17 protein-coding genes are annotated in these 14,939 nt (G+C 73.1%); 11 read left to right on the top strand and 6 right to left on the bottom strand.

The genetic code is table 11. The features are described 5' to 3' along the window. Positions 1-16: 16 nt before the first annotated feature. On the bottom strand, positions 17-745 hold the full coding sequence (locus tag QC029_RS27345; protein WP_279558502.1) for a PepSY domain-containing protein: 729 nt from the start codon (positions 743-745) through the stop codon (positions 17-19). Between the two features lie 114 nt (positions 746-859). Between QC029_RS27345 and QC029_RS27350 the strand changes: the two genes are divergently transcribed. Beyond that, complete coding sequence (locus QC029_RS27350; protein ID WP_279558503.1) at positions 860-1,525, top strand: response regulator transcription factor; 666 nt, start codon at positions 860-862, stop codon at positions 1,523-1,525. Continuing rightward, complete coding sequence (locus QC029_RS27355; protein ID WP_279558504.1) at positions 1,518-3,134, top strand: cell wall metabolism sensor histidine kinase WalK; 1,617 nt, start codon at positions 1,518-1,520, stop codon at positions 3,132-3,134. The genes QC029_RS27350 and QC029_RS27355 overlap by 8 nt, the downstream gene beginning before the upstream one ends. A 162-nt stretch (positions 3,135-3,296) precedes the next feature. On the opposite strand, the gene QC029_RS27360 is transcribed toward QC029_RS27355, so the two are convergent. From QC029_RS27360 to QC029_RS27375, 4 genes are all read right to left on the bottom strand, one after another. Further along, entirely contained in the window at positions 3,297-3,773 is a 477-nt protein-coding gene (locus QC029_RS27360) for a MarR family winged helix-turn-helix transcriptional regulator (RefSeq protein WP_279558505.1), read from the bottom strand. Between the two features lie 66 nt (positions 3,774-3,839). Beyond that, a complete protein-coding gene (locus tag QC029_RS27365; protein WP_279558506.1) occupies positions 3,840-4,619 on the bottom strand; it encodes an AIM24 family protein in 780 nt (259 codons plus the stop codon). Beyond that, on the bottom strand, positions 4,616-5,266 hold the full coding sequence (locus tag QC029_RS27370; protein ID WP_279558507.1) for an AIM24 family protein: 651 nt from the start codon (positions 5,264-5,266) through the stop codon (positions 4,616-4,618). The genes QC029_RS27365 and QC029_RS27370 overlap by 4 nt, the downstream gene beginning before the upstream one ends. Before the next feature lie 187 nt (positions 5,267-5,453). Beyond that, positions 5,454-6,092: an AIM24 family protein gene (locus QC029_RS27375; protein WP_279558508.1), complete on the bottom strand. Its 639-nt coding sequence runs from the start codon at positions 6,090-6,092 to the stop codon at positions 5,454-5,456. Between the two features lie 84 nt (positions 6,093-6,176). Between QC029_RS27375 and QC029_RS27380 the strand changes: the two genes are divergently transcribed. The 5 genes from QC029_RS27380 to QC029_RS27400 all read left to right on the top strand — a co-directional run bounded on the left by QC029_RS27380 (position 6,177) and on the right by QC029_RS27400 (position 9,697). Continuing rightward, complete coding sequence (locus QC029_RS27380) at positions 6,177-6,551, top strand: DUF3817 domain-containing protein (RefSeq protein ID WP_279558509.1); 375 nt, start codon at positions 6,177-6,179, stop codon at positions 6,549-6,551. Next, positions 6,548-6,838: an MTH1187 family thiamine-binding protein gene (locus QC029_RS27385; RefSeq protein ID WP_279558510.1), complete on the top strand. Its 291-nt coding sequence runs from the start codon at positions 6,548-6,550 to the stop codon at positions 6,836-6,838. The genes QC029_RS27380 and QC029_RS27385 overlap by 4 nt, the downstream gene beginning before the upstream one ends. Positions 6,839-6,940: 102 nt before the next feature. Beyond that, a complete protein-coding gene (locus tag QC029_RS27390) occupies positions 6,941-7,450 on the top strand; it encodes a MarR family winged helix-turn-helix transcriptional regulator (protein ID WP_279558511.1) in 510 nt (169 codons plus the stop codon). A 90-nt stretch (positions 7,451-7,540) separates the two neighbouring features. Then, a complete protein-coding gene (locus QC029_RS27395) occupies positions 7,541-7,879 on the top strand; it encodes a DUF3817 domain-containing protein (protein WP_279558512.1) in 339 nt (112 codons plus the stop codon). 117 nt (positions 7,880-7,996) lie between these two features. Beyond that, positions 7,997-9,697 carry a methylmalonyl-CoA mutase gene (locus QC029_RS27400; RefSeq protein ID WP_279558513.1) on the top strand — a complete coding sequence of 567 codons (1,701 nt, stop codon included), beginning with the start codon at positions 7,997-7,999 and terminating at the stop codon, positions 9,695-9,697. 140 nt (positions 9,698-9,837) lie between these two features. Here QC029_RS27400 and QC029_RS27405 read toward each other — a convergent pair whose 3' ends face one another. Beyond that, on the bottom strand, positions 9,838-10,488 hold the full coding sequence (locus tag QC029_RS27405; protein WP_279558514.1) for a TetR/AcrR family transcriptional regulator: 651 nt from the start codon (positions 10,486-10,488) through the stop codon (positions 9,838-9,840). Positions 10,489-10,672: 184 nt separating this feature from the next. On the opposite strand from QC029_RS27405, the gene QC029_RS27410 reads away from it, so the two are divergent. From QC029_RS27410 to QC029_RS27425, 4 genes are all read left to right on the top strand, one after another. Further along, positions 10,673-11,650 carry a tetratricopeptide repeat protein gene (locus QC029_RS27410; RefSeq protein WP_279558515.1) on the top strand — a complete coding sequence of 326 codons (978 nt, stop codon included), beginning with the start codon at positions 10,673-10,675 and terminating at the stop codon, positions 11,648-11,650. 579 nt (positions 11,651-12,229) lie between these two features. After that, positions 12,230-12,847, top strand: a complete 618-nt coding sequence (locus tag QC029_RS27415; protein ID WP_279558516.1) for a DUF6230 family protein — start codon at positions 12,230-12,232, stop codon at positions 12,845-12,847. 104 nt (positions 12,848-12,951) lie between these two features. Beyond that, complete coding sequence (locus tag QC029_RS27420) at positions 12,952-13,485, top strand: DUF6114 domain-containing protein (protein ID WP_279558517.1); 534 nt, start codon at positions 12,952-12,954, stop codon at positions 13,483-13,485. Continuing rightward, complete coding sequence (locus tag QC029_RS27425) at positions 13,482-14,891, top strand: hydrogenase expression protein HypF (protein WP_279558518.1); 1,410 nt, start codon at positions 13,482-13,484, stop codon at positions 14,889-14,891. The genes QC029_RS27420 and QC029_RS27425 overlap by 4 nt, the downstream gene beginning before the upstream one ends. The last annotated feature ends 48 nt before the right edge of the window (positions 14,892-14,939 follow it).

Consider the following 14,939-nt stretch of genomic DNA (forward strand, 5'->3'; position numbering starts at 1 on the left):
CGGCGGGGGGCGGCCGTCAGTCGTCGCCGCGGTCGTCGCTCCGGTCGTCCCCGCCGCCGGCGGTCCGGTCGTCCCTGTCGTCTCCGCCGTCGTCGCTCCGGTCGTCGCGGTCGCCGGTGGCCCGGTCGTCGCGGTCGTCCCCGTCGTCCTCGCCGCCGGCGGTCCGGTCGTCGCGGTCGCCGGTGGTCCGGTCGTCGCGGTCGTCCCCGTCGTCCCCGCCGCCGGCGGTCCGGTCGTCGCGGTCCTCCGAGCCGCCCGAGTCGTCGCTCCGGGCGCCCTGGCGGTCGTCGTCCCGCCCGCCCGCGTCGTCCCCGTCGTCCCCGCCGTCGTCGCTCCGGTCGTCGCGGTCGTCCCGGTCGGCGCCGTCGCCGCCGAGGACGCCGCCGCCGGCCGCGTCGATCCTGACCTCGTGCCACCTGCCGTCCTCGCCCAGGACGTCGACGTCCCAGGCCGTACGGCCGTCCTCGTCGTCCAACTCGGCCGACTCCGCCGTCCCCGGCACGGCCTTCAGCGCGGCGCCGACGGCCTCCTGGAGCGTCACCTTCGCACCGCGCAGCTCCCGGCGGTCGCCGTCCCGCTCGTCGCGTTCGCCGGTGTCGTCGCCGTCGCCGGCGTCCGCCCGCAGGCTCGCCGCCAGGGCGTCCGCCGGGAGGGCGTCGTCCCCCGCGAAGGCGACCGCGCTTCCGCCGGCGGCGAGTGCGGCGGTGGCGACGGCGGCGACGACCAGCTTGTGCTTCACGTTCATCAATCCTCCCGGTAGGGGATCCGATCCGACGTGGACCACCGTCGCAGGACGTTGCTGAAGCCCTCCTGAAGCGACCTGAAGAACTCTTCAGGAGGGTTTTGGCAGGCTGGGACCGTGCGCGTGCTGATCGTGGAGGACGAGAGACGGCTGGCCCTGTCGCTGGCCAGGGGACTGACGGCCGAGGGCTTCGCCGTCGACGTGGCCCACGACGGGGCCGAGGGGCTGCACCGGGCGAAGGAGGGACCGTACGACCTGATCGTCCTGGACATCATGCTGCCGGGCATGAACGGCTACCGGATCTGCTCCGCCCTGCGCGCGGCCGGCGACGAGACGCCGATCCTGATGCTGACCGCCAAGGACGGCGAGTACGACGAGGCGGAGGGCCTCGACACCGGCGCCGACGACTACCTCACCAAGCCGTTCTCCTACGTGGTGCTGCTCGCCCGGATCCGCGCGCTGCTGCGCCGCCGCACCCGGGGCGGGGCCGCCGTGCTGCGCGCCGGCGCCCTCACCGTGGACCCCGGCGCGCGCCGGGTGGAGCTGGCCGGGCGCGAGGTGCCGCTCACCGCCAAGGAGTTCGCCGTGCTGGAGCACCTGGCGGTGCGCGCCGGGGAGGTGGTCTCCAAGGCGGAGGTCCTCGAACACGTCTGGGACTTCGCCTACGAGGGCGACGTCAACATCGTCGAGGTGTACGTCAGCGCGCTGCGCCGCAAGCTGGGCGCGGACGTCATCGCCACGGTGCGCGGCGCCGGGTACCGGCTGGTGGGACCCGGTGCCTAGCTCCCCCCTCGCCCGGCTCACGGTCCGCACCCGCGCCGCGCTCGGCGCCACGCTCGTGGTGGCGGTGGCCCTGGTCGCGGTCGGGCTGGCCGTGGTCGCGATGCTGCGCGGCGGCCTGGCCGAGAACGCCCGGCTGCACGCCGAGACCACCGCCCGCGAGGTCGCCGCCGAGGTCACCGACGTGACGGCCGGCGGGGTGGCCGGCGTGGAGGGGCTGGAGGACGACGAACCGGTGCAGGTGGTCGACGGGGCCGGGACGGTGCTCGGCGCGAGCCGGCCGCTGCGCGGGCGCGGTCCCGTGGCCGACTTCAACCGGCCGGACGCCCCCGAGCCACGGCCCGCCACCACGGCGCCCTCCCCGGGGGACGACGGGGACGACGGCGGAGACGACGACGGCGGGGACGGCGGGGACGGCGGCAGGGACGACAGCGGGGACGACGACGACAGCGACGAGGACGGGGGCGCCGACCGCACCCCCTCCCCGACCGGGTCCCCCGTCGAGGTGGACCGCAACAGCGTCACCCGGACCGTCACCCTCCCCGTCGACGACGACGGGGAGGTGACCCACGACCCCGGCCGGGCCACCGCCGTGCAGGGCTTCAGCCTGGTCGCCGTGCAGAGCGTCACCCGCGACCGCGTCCCCGTCACCGTCTACGCCGGGGCCTCCCTCGCCGAGCAGGAGCAGGCGGTCTCCTCCGTCACCCGCGCCATGCTCGTCGGGCTGCCCGTGCTGCTGGTGGTGGTCGGGGGCGTCACCTGGCTGGTGACCCGGAGCGCGCTGCGCCCGGTGGAGGGCATCCGGCGGGAGATGGCGGCCATCGCGGCCGGCACCGACCTGTCCCGGCGCGTGCCCGAGCCCCCCTCCCGGGACGAGGTCGCCCGCCTGGCGCGGACCACCAACGAGACCCTGACCGCCCTGGAGGCCTCCGTCGAGCGGCAGCGCCGCTTCGTCGCCGACGCCTCGCACGAGCTGCGCAGCCCGATCGCCTCCCTGCGCACCCAGCTGGAGGTCGCCGCCGCCCACCCCGAGCTGCTCGACCTCGACGGCGCGGTCCACGACACCGTGCGGCTGCAGTCCCTCGCCGCCGACCTGCTGCTGCTGGCCCGCCTGGACGCCGGGGAGCGCCCGGGCGGCGCACGGGTGGACCTGGACGCGCTGGTGCGGGAGGAGCTGGCGCAGCGCGCCGGGGACCGGGTCCCCGTCGCCCTGGAGGAGGGGAGCGGGGGGCCGGTGGAGGTGACGGGCTCGCGCGGGCAGCTCGCCCGGGTCCTCGGCAACCTCCTGGACAACGCCCAGCGCCACGCGGTCTCCCGCGTCCGGGTGCGCGTGGGCCGCGGGGACGGGCGGGCCGTGCTGGAGGTCGCCGACGACGGCGCCGGGGTGCCGGAGGAGGAGCGCGAGAGGATCTTCCAGCGGTTCGTACGGCTGGACGACGCGCGCAGCCGGGACGACGGCGGGGCCGGGCTGGGGCTGGCCATCGCCCGCGACGTGGCCGTCCGGCACGGCGGCACCCTCACCGCCGGCCGGGCCCCCGAGGGCGGCGCCCTGTTCACCCTGCGGCTGCCCGCCGCGGCCCCCGCCCGGCCCGAGCGGCCCGCCTCCGGCTAGGGGACCGGGGGACGTCCTCGGCCCCGATCCGCTCGAGGGCGCCGGTTCCGCGGGCTTCCCGCCCCGTCCCCCGTCCCCCGCCCCCGCACCCGCCCGCGATCCGGCGGCCATGGCTCCGGTCCCCGCCGCGGGCCCGCCGCCCTCCGCCCGTCGCGGGATCCCTCAGCCGCGCCCGCGCAGCGACCGCAGGTGCTCGGCGACCGGGACCAGCGAACCGTGCAGCCCGTCGAGCGCCTCGGGCGGCAGCAGGTCGATGAAGTGGCGCCGGACCGAGGTGACATGGTGCGGCGCCACCTCGCGCATCGTCTTCCAGCCCTGCTCGGTCAGCACCGCGAACAGCCCGCGCTTGTCGGACTCGCAGTTCTCCCGGCGCACCAGCCCGGCCTTCTCCATACGGGTGATCTGGTGGGAGAGGCGGCTCTTGGACTGCAGGGTGGCGGCGGCCAGATCGCTCATGCGCATCCGGTGGTCGTCCGACTCGGAGAGGTTCACCAGGATCTCGTAGTCGTTCATGGTCAGCCCGAACGGCTGGAGGTCCCGTTCCAGTTGGTGCAGGAGGAGCCTGTTGACATCGAGGTGGACGCGCCAGGCGCGCTGCTCCTCGTCGCTCAACCAGCGGGGTTCCTTGTCGGTCTCCATGTACCGGACTCTACCCGGCGGCCGGGGACGCCCCACCGGAGCGGGTCACTCCGGGCACAGCGCCGGTCACAGTCCGAAACGTCGCTGGATGCTGCCCAACTGTCCGGGAAGCTGCGGCAGTTGCTGCCCGCCGTGGCCTCCGTGCGCGCCGCCCCCGCCGGGGACGCCCGGCTGCGGCGGCGGAGCGGCGCCGGTGTCCCGCTCCTCCATCAGCACCTCGGTGGACTGGATCAGTACCGTGCCCGCCCCGGTGAAGTCGAACTGGTGCTCCTCGCCGGACGTGCCGCCGATCCCCGTCATCGCCCGCAGCCCGCCGAGGACGCCCCGCATGTACCGGTGGTCGTAGTGGTGGCAGGGCGAGGGGCAGTCGGCCCAGCCCACCAGCGCCTGCGGATCCACCCGGACCGGCGGCTCCACGAAGTGCACCTGGCCGTTGGAGGCCGCCACGAACTTCCCCGTCCCCAGCAGGGTCACGAAGCCGGGGATGATCGACTGCTTCAGCGCCAGGCTCGGCTCGAAGGCCAGCAGGTTGCCCGAGCGGATGGTGAGGTTGCCGTCCTCCAGGTCGTAGGAGTTGACGTCGAACGACCGGTCGGCGAGCAGCATCTTGCCCCTGCCCTCGGCGACCACCCAGTCCGAGGCGTGCAGCGGGGAGTGGAAGCTGGCGGCGACCAGCCGGTCCAAGGGGCCGTGGCCGATGCCGTTGAAGCTGATCTGCCCGTAGTAGGCGATCATCTTCCCCTTCTGCAGGAACCACTGGCCCGACAGGTCCACGCAGAACGCGTAGGGGTTGACGTTGTCGTTCGACGGCAGCGTGTGGGCGTCGTGGACGACCGGACCGTTCACAGCTTCTCCTCGCTGGCCTGCACGAACACCGTTCCCTGCCCGGACAGCTCCAGTTGGAACGCCTCGCCCGAGCCGCGCCCGACCATGTCCCGCCAGCCGAGCGCCGTGGAGAGCCTGTTCCGCACGTCCCCGTGGTGGGCGACGTACGCCTGCGGGTCGACGTGGACGGGGCGGTCCGGCGTGATCGGCAGCCGGACCACTCCGCCGTGGGCCATCACGGCCACCGAGCCGTGCCCCTTGAGCGTCGTGGTGAACAGGCCCTGCCCGGTCACCTGGCCGCGCACCATGCCCATGACCCCGCCCTGGGAGCCCATGAACATCGTGCCCTGCTCCAGCGTCCCGTCGAAGGCGAGCAGCCGGTCGGCCTCCACGCAGAGGGTGTCGCCGGACAGCTCGATCACCTCGACGTGGTGGCCGCCGTGCCCGAAGAGCACCGTGCCGCTGCCCTCGACCGTCATCAGCGGCGTCATCTCGCCCGCCAGCCGCCGTCCGATCATTGAGCCGAAGCCGCCCTGGCCGCCCTGGATGTTGGGGGTGAAGGTGACCTCGCCCTGGTAGGCGATCATCGCGCCGCGCTGGCTGAACATCCTCTGGCCGGGCGCCACCCGGGCCTCGACCATCTTGGAGTTGATCTCCCGGAACGGCATCAGACCCTCCTCACGCGGGCGTCCCCGCCCGTGCGGCGTGCCGGTGCGGATCTCGTCGTCTGCGGTCCGGTGGCCGCACGCGCGTCGCTCACGGTGCCTTTCGCGTTCGCTTCTCCGCCCGTGCGGCGTGCCGGTGCGGGTTTCGTCGTCGTCCGCGGTCCGGTGGCCGCACGCGCGTCGCTCACGGTCACAGCTCACCGCCGATCGTGTTCCGCTCGCTGGGCTGGACGTAGACCAGCCCGTCGCCCTCGAAGCGGATCTGGAAGGACTCGCCCGAGCCCTCTCCCACCAGGGTGCGGAAGGTCACGCCCGTCTGGAAGTGCTGCTGGAGGTTCCCGGTGTGCGCCACGTACGCGCCCGGGTCCACCTGGAGCGGCAGCTGCGGCGTGACGCGCAGCACCACCGCCGGGCCGTCCGACGTCAGGGCCGCCGTGCCGGTGCCCTCGACGGTGGTGGTGAACAGCCCGTTGCCCTGCGAGGCGCCGCGCAGCCCGGTGAAGGTGGTGCCGGTGCGCAGGGAGCCGTCGACGCAGAGCAGGTTGCTGGACTCCACGTGCAGCTTCTCGCCCCGCAGGGCCACCAGGTTGATGTCGCTCGCGCGGTCGGCGAAGTAGCAGGTGCCCTGCCCCTTCACCTCCATCAGTTCCATCTGCTCGCCGGTGAGGCGGCGCGTGACCATGCCGCGCAGGCCCTCGCCGCCGCCGGAGAGCTTCTTGAAGTCCATCCGGCCGTCGTAGGCGACCATCGAGCCGTTCTTGGCCCTGACCGCGTCGCCTGCCAGGTCGACGGCGAGGACCTTGCCGCCTTGGAGTCGGAACTGAGCCACGGGGCGAATCTACCCGGACGCGGGCATCCGGCGGGAGGCTGTCACAATGGCAGAGCTTGTGCATCCCTTCACAAAGGATCTCCCGTGGACCTCAAGACCGCTTCAGCGCTCCGCCGCCTCCGGCTGATCTCCGTCCCCGAGGCCGTCTCCTTCCTCCTGCTGCTGGTGTGCTCCGTGCTCAAGCGCACGACCGAGTTCAACGCGGTACCGGTGATGGGCGCCGTCCACGGCGTCCTCTTCGTGCTCTACGTGCTCTTCTGGCTGGACGCCTGGAACCGCGCCAAGTGGCCGCTGGGCCGCGCCGCGCTCTACTTCGCGCTCTCGGTGCTGCCCGCCGGCGGCTTCTACGCCGACAAGCTGCTGCGCCGCGAGGCCGAGGCGAGCGTGATCGCCGCCCGGGCCCGCGCCGAGCGCGCCGGGCAGGCCGAGCAGCCCCGCACGGGAGCGGTGGACGCGTGATCGTCGCCTTCTCCGTCACCCCGCTCGGGGTGGGCGAGGACGTGGGGGAGTACGTCGCCGAGGCCGTGCGGGTGGTCCGCGCGTCCGGGCTCCCCAACCGCACCGACGCCATGTTCACCTCGATCGAGGGCGAGTGGGAGGAGTGCATGGAGGTCGTGCGGCGGGCGGTGGCCGCCGTCGAGGCCCGGGCGCCGCGCGTCTCGCTCGTCCTCAAGGCCGACATCCGGCCCGGCGTCACCGACGGCCTGACCTCCAAGGTGGAGACCGTCGAACGGCACCTGGGCTGACCCCACCCCCCGCGGAACGCCCGGCGGTGCGGACGCCCGCCGGGCGGCCCGACTGCTGAGACGGAGCTGACCACGATATGACCGGCCGGTAAGGTCGTGACCGTGCCGAAGCCGCTCAGCCTGACGTTCGACCCGATCGCCCGCGCCGACGAACTGTGGAAGCAGCGATGGGGTTCCGTGCCCTCGATGGCCGCGATCACCTCGATCATGCGCGCGCACCAGATCCTGCTCGCCGAGGTCGACGCGGTCGTCAAGCCCTACGGGCTGACCTTCGCCCGCTACGAGGCGCTGGTGCTGCTCACCTTCTCCAAGGCCGGCGAACTGCCCATGTCGAAGATCGGCGAGCGGCTGATGGTCCACCCCACCTCCGTCACCAACACCGTCGACCGCCTGGTGAAGTCGGGCCTGGTGGCCAAGCGCCCCAACCCCAACGACGGCCGCGGCACGCTCGCCTCCATCACCGACCGGGGGCGCGAGGTGTGCGAGGCGGCCACCCGCGACCTGATGGCCATGGACTTCGGGCTCGGCGCGTACGACGACGAGGAGTGCGACGAGATCTTCGCGCTGCTCCGCCCGCTGCGCGTGGCCGCGGGTGACTTCAAGGAGGGGTGAGACGGCCTCCTCCGCGGCCCGGGACCTCCCCGGACCCCCGGAGCCGGGGCCCCGGAGGGACGCGCGGACGCGCCGGTTACGCTCGTGGGCATGAAGAAGAGCGTGCTCACCCGCTACCGGGTGATGGCCTACGTCACCGGTGTGCTGCTGGTCCTGCTGACCCTCGGCATGATCGGCAAGTACCTGCTGGAGATGGACGGCGCCGAGGGCTTCACCAGCGTCGTCAGCATCGCCCACGGCTGGCTGTACGTGCTGTACCTGGTCTTCGCCTTCGACCTGGGCTCCAAGGCGAAGTGGAGGTTCGGCAAGCTCGCCTGGGTGCTGCTCGCGGGCACCATCCCCACCGCGGCCTTCTTCGTCGAGCGCAGGGTGTCGCGCGAGGTCGAGCCGCTGATCGAGGACGACGAGGCCGTCCCCGCCGGGGTCTGACGGCCTCCCGCGCGACCCGGGGACCACTCGAGGATCGCTGGGCCGTCCGTGTGCGCCACGTCGCACCCGGCGGTCGTCCATCGACAATTACTTGGACGTCCTAGTAAATTTGTCCGTATGGACGCTGACGCCATCGCAGAGGGCCGCCGCCGCTGGCAGGCCCGGTACGACGCCGCACGCAAGCGGGACGCCGACTTCACCACCCTCTCCGGCGACCCCGTCGAGCCGGTCTACGGTCCCGCGCCCGGCGACACCGTCGAGGGGTTCGAGCGGATCGGCTGGCCCGGGGAGTTCCCCTTCACCCGCGGCCTGTACCCCACCGGCTACCGCGGCCGCACCTGGACCATCCGCCAGTTCGCCGGCTTCGGCAACGCCGAGCAGACCAACGAGCGGTACAAGATGATCCTGGAGGCGGGCGGCGGCGGCCTGTCGGTCGCCTTCGACATGCCGACGCTGATGGGCCGCGACTCCGACGACCCGCGCTCGCTGGGCGAGGTCGGCCACTGCGGCGTCGCGATCGACTCGGCCGCCGACATGGAGGTCCTCTTCAGGGACATCCCCCTCGGCGACGTCACCACCTCGATGACGATCAGCGGCCCGGCCGTGCCGGTCTTCTGCATGTACCTGGTGGCCGCCGAGCGCCAGGGCGTGGACCCGTCCGTCCTCAACGGCACGCTCCAGACGGACATCTTCAAGGAGTACATCGCGCAGAAGGAGTGGCTCTTCGAGCCGGAGCCGCACCTGCGCCTGATCGGCGACCTGATGGAGCACTGCGCGCACCGCATCCCGGCGTACAAGCCGCTGTCGGTCTCCGGCTACCACATCCGCGAGGCCGGCTCCACGGCCGCGCAGGAGCTGGCGTACACCCTCGCCGACGGCTTCGGCTACGTGGAGCTGGGGCTGTCGCGCGGTCTGGACGTGGACACCTTCGCGCCCGGCCTGTCCTTCTTCTTCGACGCGCACCTCGACTTCTTCGAGGAGATCGCCAAGTTCCGCGCGGCCCGGCGGATCTGGGCCCGCTGGATGCGGGACGTGTACGGCGCGAAGAGCGAGAAGGCGCAGTGGCTGCGCTTCCACACCCAGACCGCGGGCGTCTCGCTCACCGCGCAGCAGCCGTACAACAACGTGGTGCGCACCGCCGTGGAGGCGCTGGCGGCCGTACTGGGCGGCACCAACTCCCTGCACACCAACGCCCTGGACGAGACCCTCGCCCTGCCCAGCGAGCAGGCCGCGGAGATCGCGCTGCGCACCCAGCAGGTGCTGATGGAGGAGACGGGCGTCGCCAACGTCGCCGACCCGCTGGGCGGCTCCTGGTACGTGGAGGCGCTGACCGACCGGATCGAGGCCGACGCCGAGAAGATCTTCGAGCAGATCAGGGAGCGCGGCCGCCGCGCGGTGCCGGACGGCAACCACCCCATCGGCCCGATCACCTCCGGCATCCTGCGCGGCATCGAGGACGGCTGGTTCACCGGCGAGATCGCCGAGGCCGCGTTCCGCTACCAGCAGTCGCTGGAGAAGGGCGAGAAGAAGGTCGTCGGCGTCAACTGCCACACCGGCTCGGTCACCGGCGACCTGGAGATCCTGCGGGTCAGCCACGAGGTCGAGCGCGAGCAGGTGCGCGTGCTGGCCGAGCGCAAGGCGGAGCGCGACGACGCGCGCGTGCGCGCCGCCCTGGACGGGATGCTCGCCGCCGCCCGCGACGGCTCCAACATGATCGAGCCCATGCTGGAGGCGGTGCGCGCCGAGGCCACGCTGGGCGAGATCTGCGGCGTGCTCCGCGAGGAGTGGGGCGTCTACACCGAGCCCGCCGGCTTCTGACCTCCTGCCCTCGTATCCCCCCGCACACCGCCGAGCCGCCGCCCGGCCCCGTCCCCCGGACGGGGCCGGGCGGCTGTGCGTCCGGGTGCGTCCGGGCGCGTCCGGGTGAGCCCAGGTGATTCCGGGTGCGTTCGGGGCCGTCAGGTGCCGCCGGCGTCGTCCGGGGCGGGCCCGGCGGCGGCCAGACCGTGCAGGAGCAGGGCGGTCAGGGCGCGGGACCAGGCCGGGGTGACGCTCGCCGCGCTGACCAGCGAACGGTGGACGACCGCGCCCGCGATCACGTCGAAGATCAGGTCCACCGCGCGGTCCGCCTCGGCGGCGCCCTCCGGGCCGGGCGGGTCGGGGGGAAGCTCGCCGCGGGCCTGGGCCCGGCGGCGGCCCTCGACCACCAGGTGCTTCTGGCGGTCCACGATGGCGGTGCGGATGCGGGCGCGCAGCACCTCGTCCCGGGTGGCCTCGGCGACGACGGCCATCAGGGCCGTCCTGGCCTCCGGGCGCTCCAGCAGGGCGGCCAGGGAGAGCACCACGCCCTCCACGTCGGCCCGCAGGCTGCCGCGGTCGGGCAGCGACAGCTCGTCGAAGAGGACGGCCACCGCGTCCACGACCATCTCGCTCTTGTTCGCCCAGCGGCGGTAGAGGGTGGTTTTGGCCACCCCCGCGCGCAGGGCCACGTCCCCCATGGTCAGCCTGCCCCACCCCAGCTCGACCAGCGCCGACCGCGTCGCGTCGAGGATCGCGCGGTCCGCCGCGGCGCTGCGCGGCCTGCCCGCGCGTCGGGTGGAATCGGCCATGGGGTGACTGTAGCGGCGGCCATGAGTTACGCTACGGGTCGTATCGAAACAGTGGCGTCGATGCGGGCGGACCGGGCGACGACCACGCGACGATCACGCGACAGCCACGGGCGCCGGGTGGGGACCGGGCGCCGATGTGCGACACGCTGCACGGAACGGTCCCGGGACAGGGGAGACTGGTCACATGCAGCCACGCAACATGTCCATGAGCGGAGTGGTCGACCTCGCCGCGGTGAAGGCGGCCGGGGAGGCCAGGCAGAAGGCCGAGGAGGCCCGGGCCCGGGCCGCACGGCAGCAGGGCGGCGGTGCCGGTGCGACCGCGGCGGCTCCGCCCTCCCTGGTGATCGACGTCGAGGAGGCGGACTTCGAGCAGGAGGTGCTCCAGCGCTCCGCCGAGGTCCCGGTCGTCATCGACTTCTGGGCCGAGTGGTGCGGCCCGTGCAAGCAGCTCAGCCCGGTGCTGGAGCGCCTGGCGCAGGAGTACGCCGGCCGCTTCCTCCTCGCCAAGATCGACGTCGACCGCAACCAGATGCTCTTCCAGCAGTTCGGCGTGCAGGGCATCCCCGCCGTCTTCGCGGTGGTGGCCGGCCAGGCCCTGCCGCTGTTCCAGGGCGCGGCGCCCGAGCAGCAGATCCGCGAGGTGCTGGACCAGCTGGTCCAGGTCGCCGAGCAGCGCTTCGGCATCACCGGCGTCCCCGTCGAGCCCGGTGAGGGCGGTGAGCAGGACCCGGCCGCGCCCCGCGTCCCCGAGAACCCGGCGCTGGCCGCCGCCCACTCCGCGCTGGACGCGGGGGACCTGGGCGGTGCGATCCAGGCCTACCGGAACGTGCTCGCCGACAACCCGGCCGACACCGAGGCCAAGCTCGGCCTGGCCCAGGCCGAGCTGCTGCAGCGGGTCCAGGGGCTGGACGCGGCGCGGGTGCGCCAGGAGGCGGCCGACGCCCCCGGCGACGTACGGGCCCAACTCGACGCGGCCGACCTCGATCTGGTGGGCGGGCACGTCGAGGACGCCTTCGGGCGTCTGGTGGAGACGGTCAGGCGCACCGCGGGGGACGACCGGGAGGCGGCCCGCCTGCGTCTGCTGGAGCTCTTCGAGGTGATCGGGCAGGAGGATCCGAGGGTCGTCGCGGCACGCGGTGCCCTCGCCCGGGTCCTCTTCTGACCTGCCGGTTCCGCCCCGTCGGAAGCTATTGACATAACGATCAACAGCGGCCGCGCCTTTGCCAAAACTTGGCAATCGCGGCCGCTGTTACTCGCAGTAAATCGCCTGGGGGTTTTGCTCCCGTCGCGTCCGGTTCGTCCGCTTGCCCGCCGTCTATCCCCGCGACCCTGCGTGCCCGCGTGATCACACACGGCACAGACATGGTCATCTTCCCGTTACTCGCAAGTAACGAACCCCTTGTGCCCCGGCCCCTCATGGACCACGATCGGCCACGCTCGGTCCATTGTCCGCAGCCCGGCGCACCACACCCGGGTACGGCCGGACGGTGGGTCCCCACCGGGCGGGCCGGCGTCACCGACACCGGCCGTGGACAGGGGGGTCTCCGCCGACCGGCGGGGCCTGTCCAGAGGTTGCGCGAGAGCGCGGCCAACGTGGTTGTCGCTCGGGGGTGATCGCCGGCGCTTCGGAGTCTCGCGAATCTGAGGAACGGCGCTCTCCTTCCCGAGGACGTAGCACTTCTCCCATCCCGTCCGGGTCCCGGCCCGGGCCGGAGATGTACGTCCGAGAAGGAGGAAAGTCATGGAGTCTGTGGCTCGTGGCGGGACCAGATGGAAGCGGTTCGCCGTCGTCATGGTCCCGAGCGTTGCCGCCACGGCAGCGGTCGGCGTCGCCCTGGCACAGGGTGCGCTCGCCGCGTCGTTCAGCGTCTCCGGTCAGCAGGCGAAGGTCTCTGTCGACCGGCTGGACGGCACGGGGTTCGTGCAGTACGGCACGATCGACACCCAGCACGGGGGCAAGAAGATCCCCGTCGCCGTGTCGGCCTTCAAGAGCGCCGAGCTCAGGGGCCTGTGCCAGTCCGTCGTGATCCCCGTCCCGGTCTTCGGCGACGTGTCGGTGAAGCTGAAGGCGGGCAACAACGGCAAGGTCGTCGAGGCGAAGAACCTCTACATCGACCTCGACCAGCTCGACGCCGACGCGACGTTCACCAACATCAACATCGGTGTCTCGGCGAACGACACGAGCAAGGGCCCGGGTCTGAAGGACGGCGACACCGTGCTTCCGGGCTCCTTCGCCCAGGAGGCCGAGAAGGCGGTGCTCACCGACGTCAGGCAGACGTCCTGGGCCACCAGCGCCGGCACCTTCAAGCTCTCCGGCCTTTCGCTGAATGTCGCCAAGGGCAAGAACGAGTGCTTCTGACGCACTGAGCGAAGGGAGGCGGGGGGCCGCCGCGGCGGTCCTCCGTCCTCCCCGCAGTGCCATCGATCTTTATGGACAGTTCGGCCCGAGGGAGCTGTTTTCTGATGAGTGCCGAGTCGCCGGAAGCGCGTGAACGCATCGGCCAGTGGCGGCAGTCGTTCCGCCTGTGGCGCTGGCGGCGCCCCTTCTGGGCGGGGCTGCTGACGCTGCTGGGCGGCGTGCCGATCATCTGGATTCCGTACGCCGACCCCAGCCTGAACCAGTTGTCCTTCCGGCTGGCCACCACCACGGGTTCCGGGTCGCTGATCATCGGCGTGCTGCTGTTCGTGCTGGGCCTGACCCTGTGGTTCCAGCCGCACTCCCGGGTGTTCGCCGGAGTCGCCGCGATCCTGCTGGCCCTGGTCTCGCTGGTGGTCTCCAACCTCGGGGGCCTCTTCGTCGGCTTCCTGCTGGCGATGGTCGGCGGCGCCATGGGCGTCTCCTGGGCGCAGGGCGAGGAGCGGCCGGCCGCGCCCGCCGGGCCGGCGGACGCCCCCGCGGGTCCGGCGCCGGCGGACGCCCCGGAGGGGACGGGCCTGGCCATCCTCGACCAGGCCCCGGCCGGAGCCGACAACGGACAGAACGGGGGCGCACGGTGACGCCTGACGGGGTGCACCAGGAGGACGGAGCCGCGTCAGCGCCGTCCCGGCGTACGAAGGCCGGGCCGCGCCACGCCGCACCGAGGAAGCCGCTGCTGACCCGGCTGCACGTCCCCGCGGGCAAGGCGATCGCCCTGGCCGCCATGCCGTCGGCCGTGCTCATGGGCATGGGGCTCACCCCGAGGCTCGCCCTCGCCGAGCCGCTGCCGAAGAACCCCTTCAAGGACGGGCCGTGCGTGACCGCGCCCGACAAGCCCGACAAGCCCGACAAGGAGGCGGAGGAGGACCGGCAGGAGCCCGAGCAGAAGTCCGGACAGAAGCCCGGCCAGGAGGAGTCCGGGCGGGAGAGACCCGGCCGGGACGCGAAGCCGGGAGCCACCCCCGCTCCGGACCCCGGCGCCACGGCGCCCGCCGCGCCCCCGGCCGGTGACGGCTCCGGCGGTACCGGCTCCGCCCCGGTCCCGGCCCCCGAAGGCGCCGGACCGGAGGAGCGGCAGGACGCCGGCACGCCGGAGTCCGAGCCGGCCCCGTCCGGGACCGGGACCAGGAACCCGCTGGACCCGCTGGGCCTGGGCGACGCCATCAGGGACCTGCTCACCCCGGACAGGAAGGACGGTGAGCCCGAGCCCGGGTCCTCGCCGTCCGCGTCGCCGTCGGCCTCGCCCTCCGCCTCGCCGAGCCCGTCGAGGACCGCGGACAGCGGCTCCGAGGAGCCGGTGAGGGATTCGGTGAGGGACTCGGTGAGGGACACCGTCGGCGGCGTCGCCGACGAGATCGGAAAGGACCTGGAGGACGGCCCGGAAGGCAGTCCGGAAGGCAGCCCGGAGGACACCACCGGCACCGTCGGCGGGGCCCGCGAGGAGGCCGCCGGGGAACCGGAGGCCGACGCCACCCCCGAGGCGGACGCCTCCGGCAAGGAGCCCTTCCCCTGCCCCACCTACGACGCGCAGGCGCTGGCCGACGCCGAGGAGGAGCGGACCGAGGCCGTGCTGCCCAACGCCCCGTGGCGGCTGGAGACCAGCCTGCTCGCCCTCCACGGACTGGACTACCAGGGCATCGTCAAGGTCCGCACCCACAACGGCACGGTCAAGAACGTCCTGAAGTTCACCGCCCGCTCGGTCGACATCCGGGACCTGCACCAGCTCGTGGAGGGCCCCGCCGGCACCACCGCGCACGTCAAGGCGGCCAGGGGCAGCACCTCCACCATCCGCAACGGCACGGTGACGATGTACACCGAGGAGCTCAAGGGCAAGCTCTTCGGGCTCATCCCGATCACCTTCAGCCCCGAGTCCCCGCCGCCGCTGAACATCCCCGAGGTGTTCTTCACCGAGGTGACGGTCAGGCAGGCCGGCCAGTTCGGCGGCGAGCTGCACATCCCGGGCATGAACCTCTACAACGGGGGCTGACCCGGACCGGAACGCCGCGGCGGCCCGCACCCTCCAGGGTGCGGGCCT

This window comes from Streptomyces sp. DH37 (assembly GCF_029813835.1).
Lineage (GTDB): Bacteria > Actinomycetota > Actinomycetes > Streptomycetales > Streptomycetaceae > Streptomyces.

Coding starts and splice junctions, on each gene's coding strand:
- QC029_RS27415 (WP_279558516.1), top strand. CDS start 12,230: ATGGAGTCTGTGGCTCGTGGCGGGACCAGATGGAAGCGGTTCGCCGTC.
- QC029_RS27410 (WP_279558515.1), top strand. CDS start 10,673: ATGCAGCCACGCAACATGTCCATGAGCGGAGTGGTCGACCTCGCCGCG.
- QC029_RS27420 (WP_279558517.1), top strand. CDS start 12,952: ATGAGTGCCGAGTCGCCGGAAGCGCGTGAACGCATCGGCCAGTGGCGG.
- QC029_RS27345 (WP_279558502.1), bottom strand. CDS start 745: ATGAACGTGAAGCACAAGCTGGTCGTCGCCGCCGTCGCCACCGCCGCA.
- QC029_RS27370 (WP_279558507.1), bottom strand. CDS start 5,266: ATGCCGTTCCGGGAGATCAACTCCAAGATGGTCGAGGCCCGGGTGGCG.
- QC029_RS27400 (WP_279558513.1), top strand. CDS start 7,997: ATGGACGCTGACGCCATCGCAGAGGGCCGCCGCCGCTGGCAGGCCCGG.
- QC029_RS27360 (WP_279558505.1), bottom strand. CDS start 3,773: ATGGAGACCGACAAGGAACCCCGCTGGTTGAGCGACGAGGAGCAGCGC.
- QC029_RS27395 (WP_279558512.1), top strand. CDS start 7,541: ATGAAGAAGAGCGTGCTCACCCGCTACCGGGTGATGGCCTACGTCACC.
- QC029_RS27405 (WP_279558514.1), bottom strand. CDS start 10,488: ATGGCCGATTCCACCCGACGCGCGGGCAGGCCGCGCAGCGCCGCGGCG.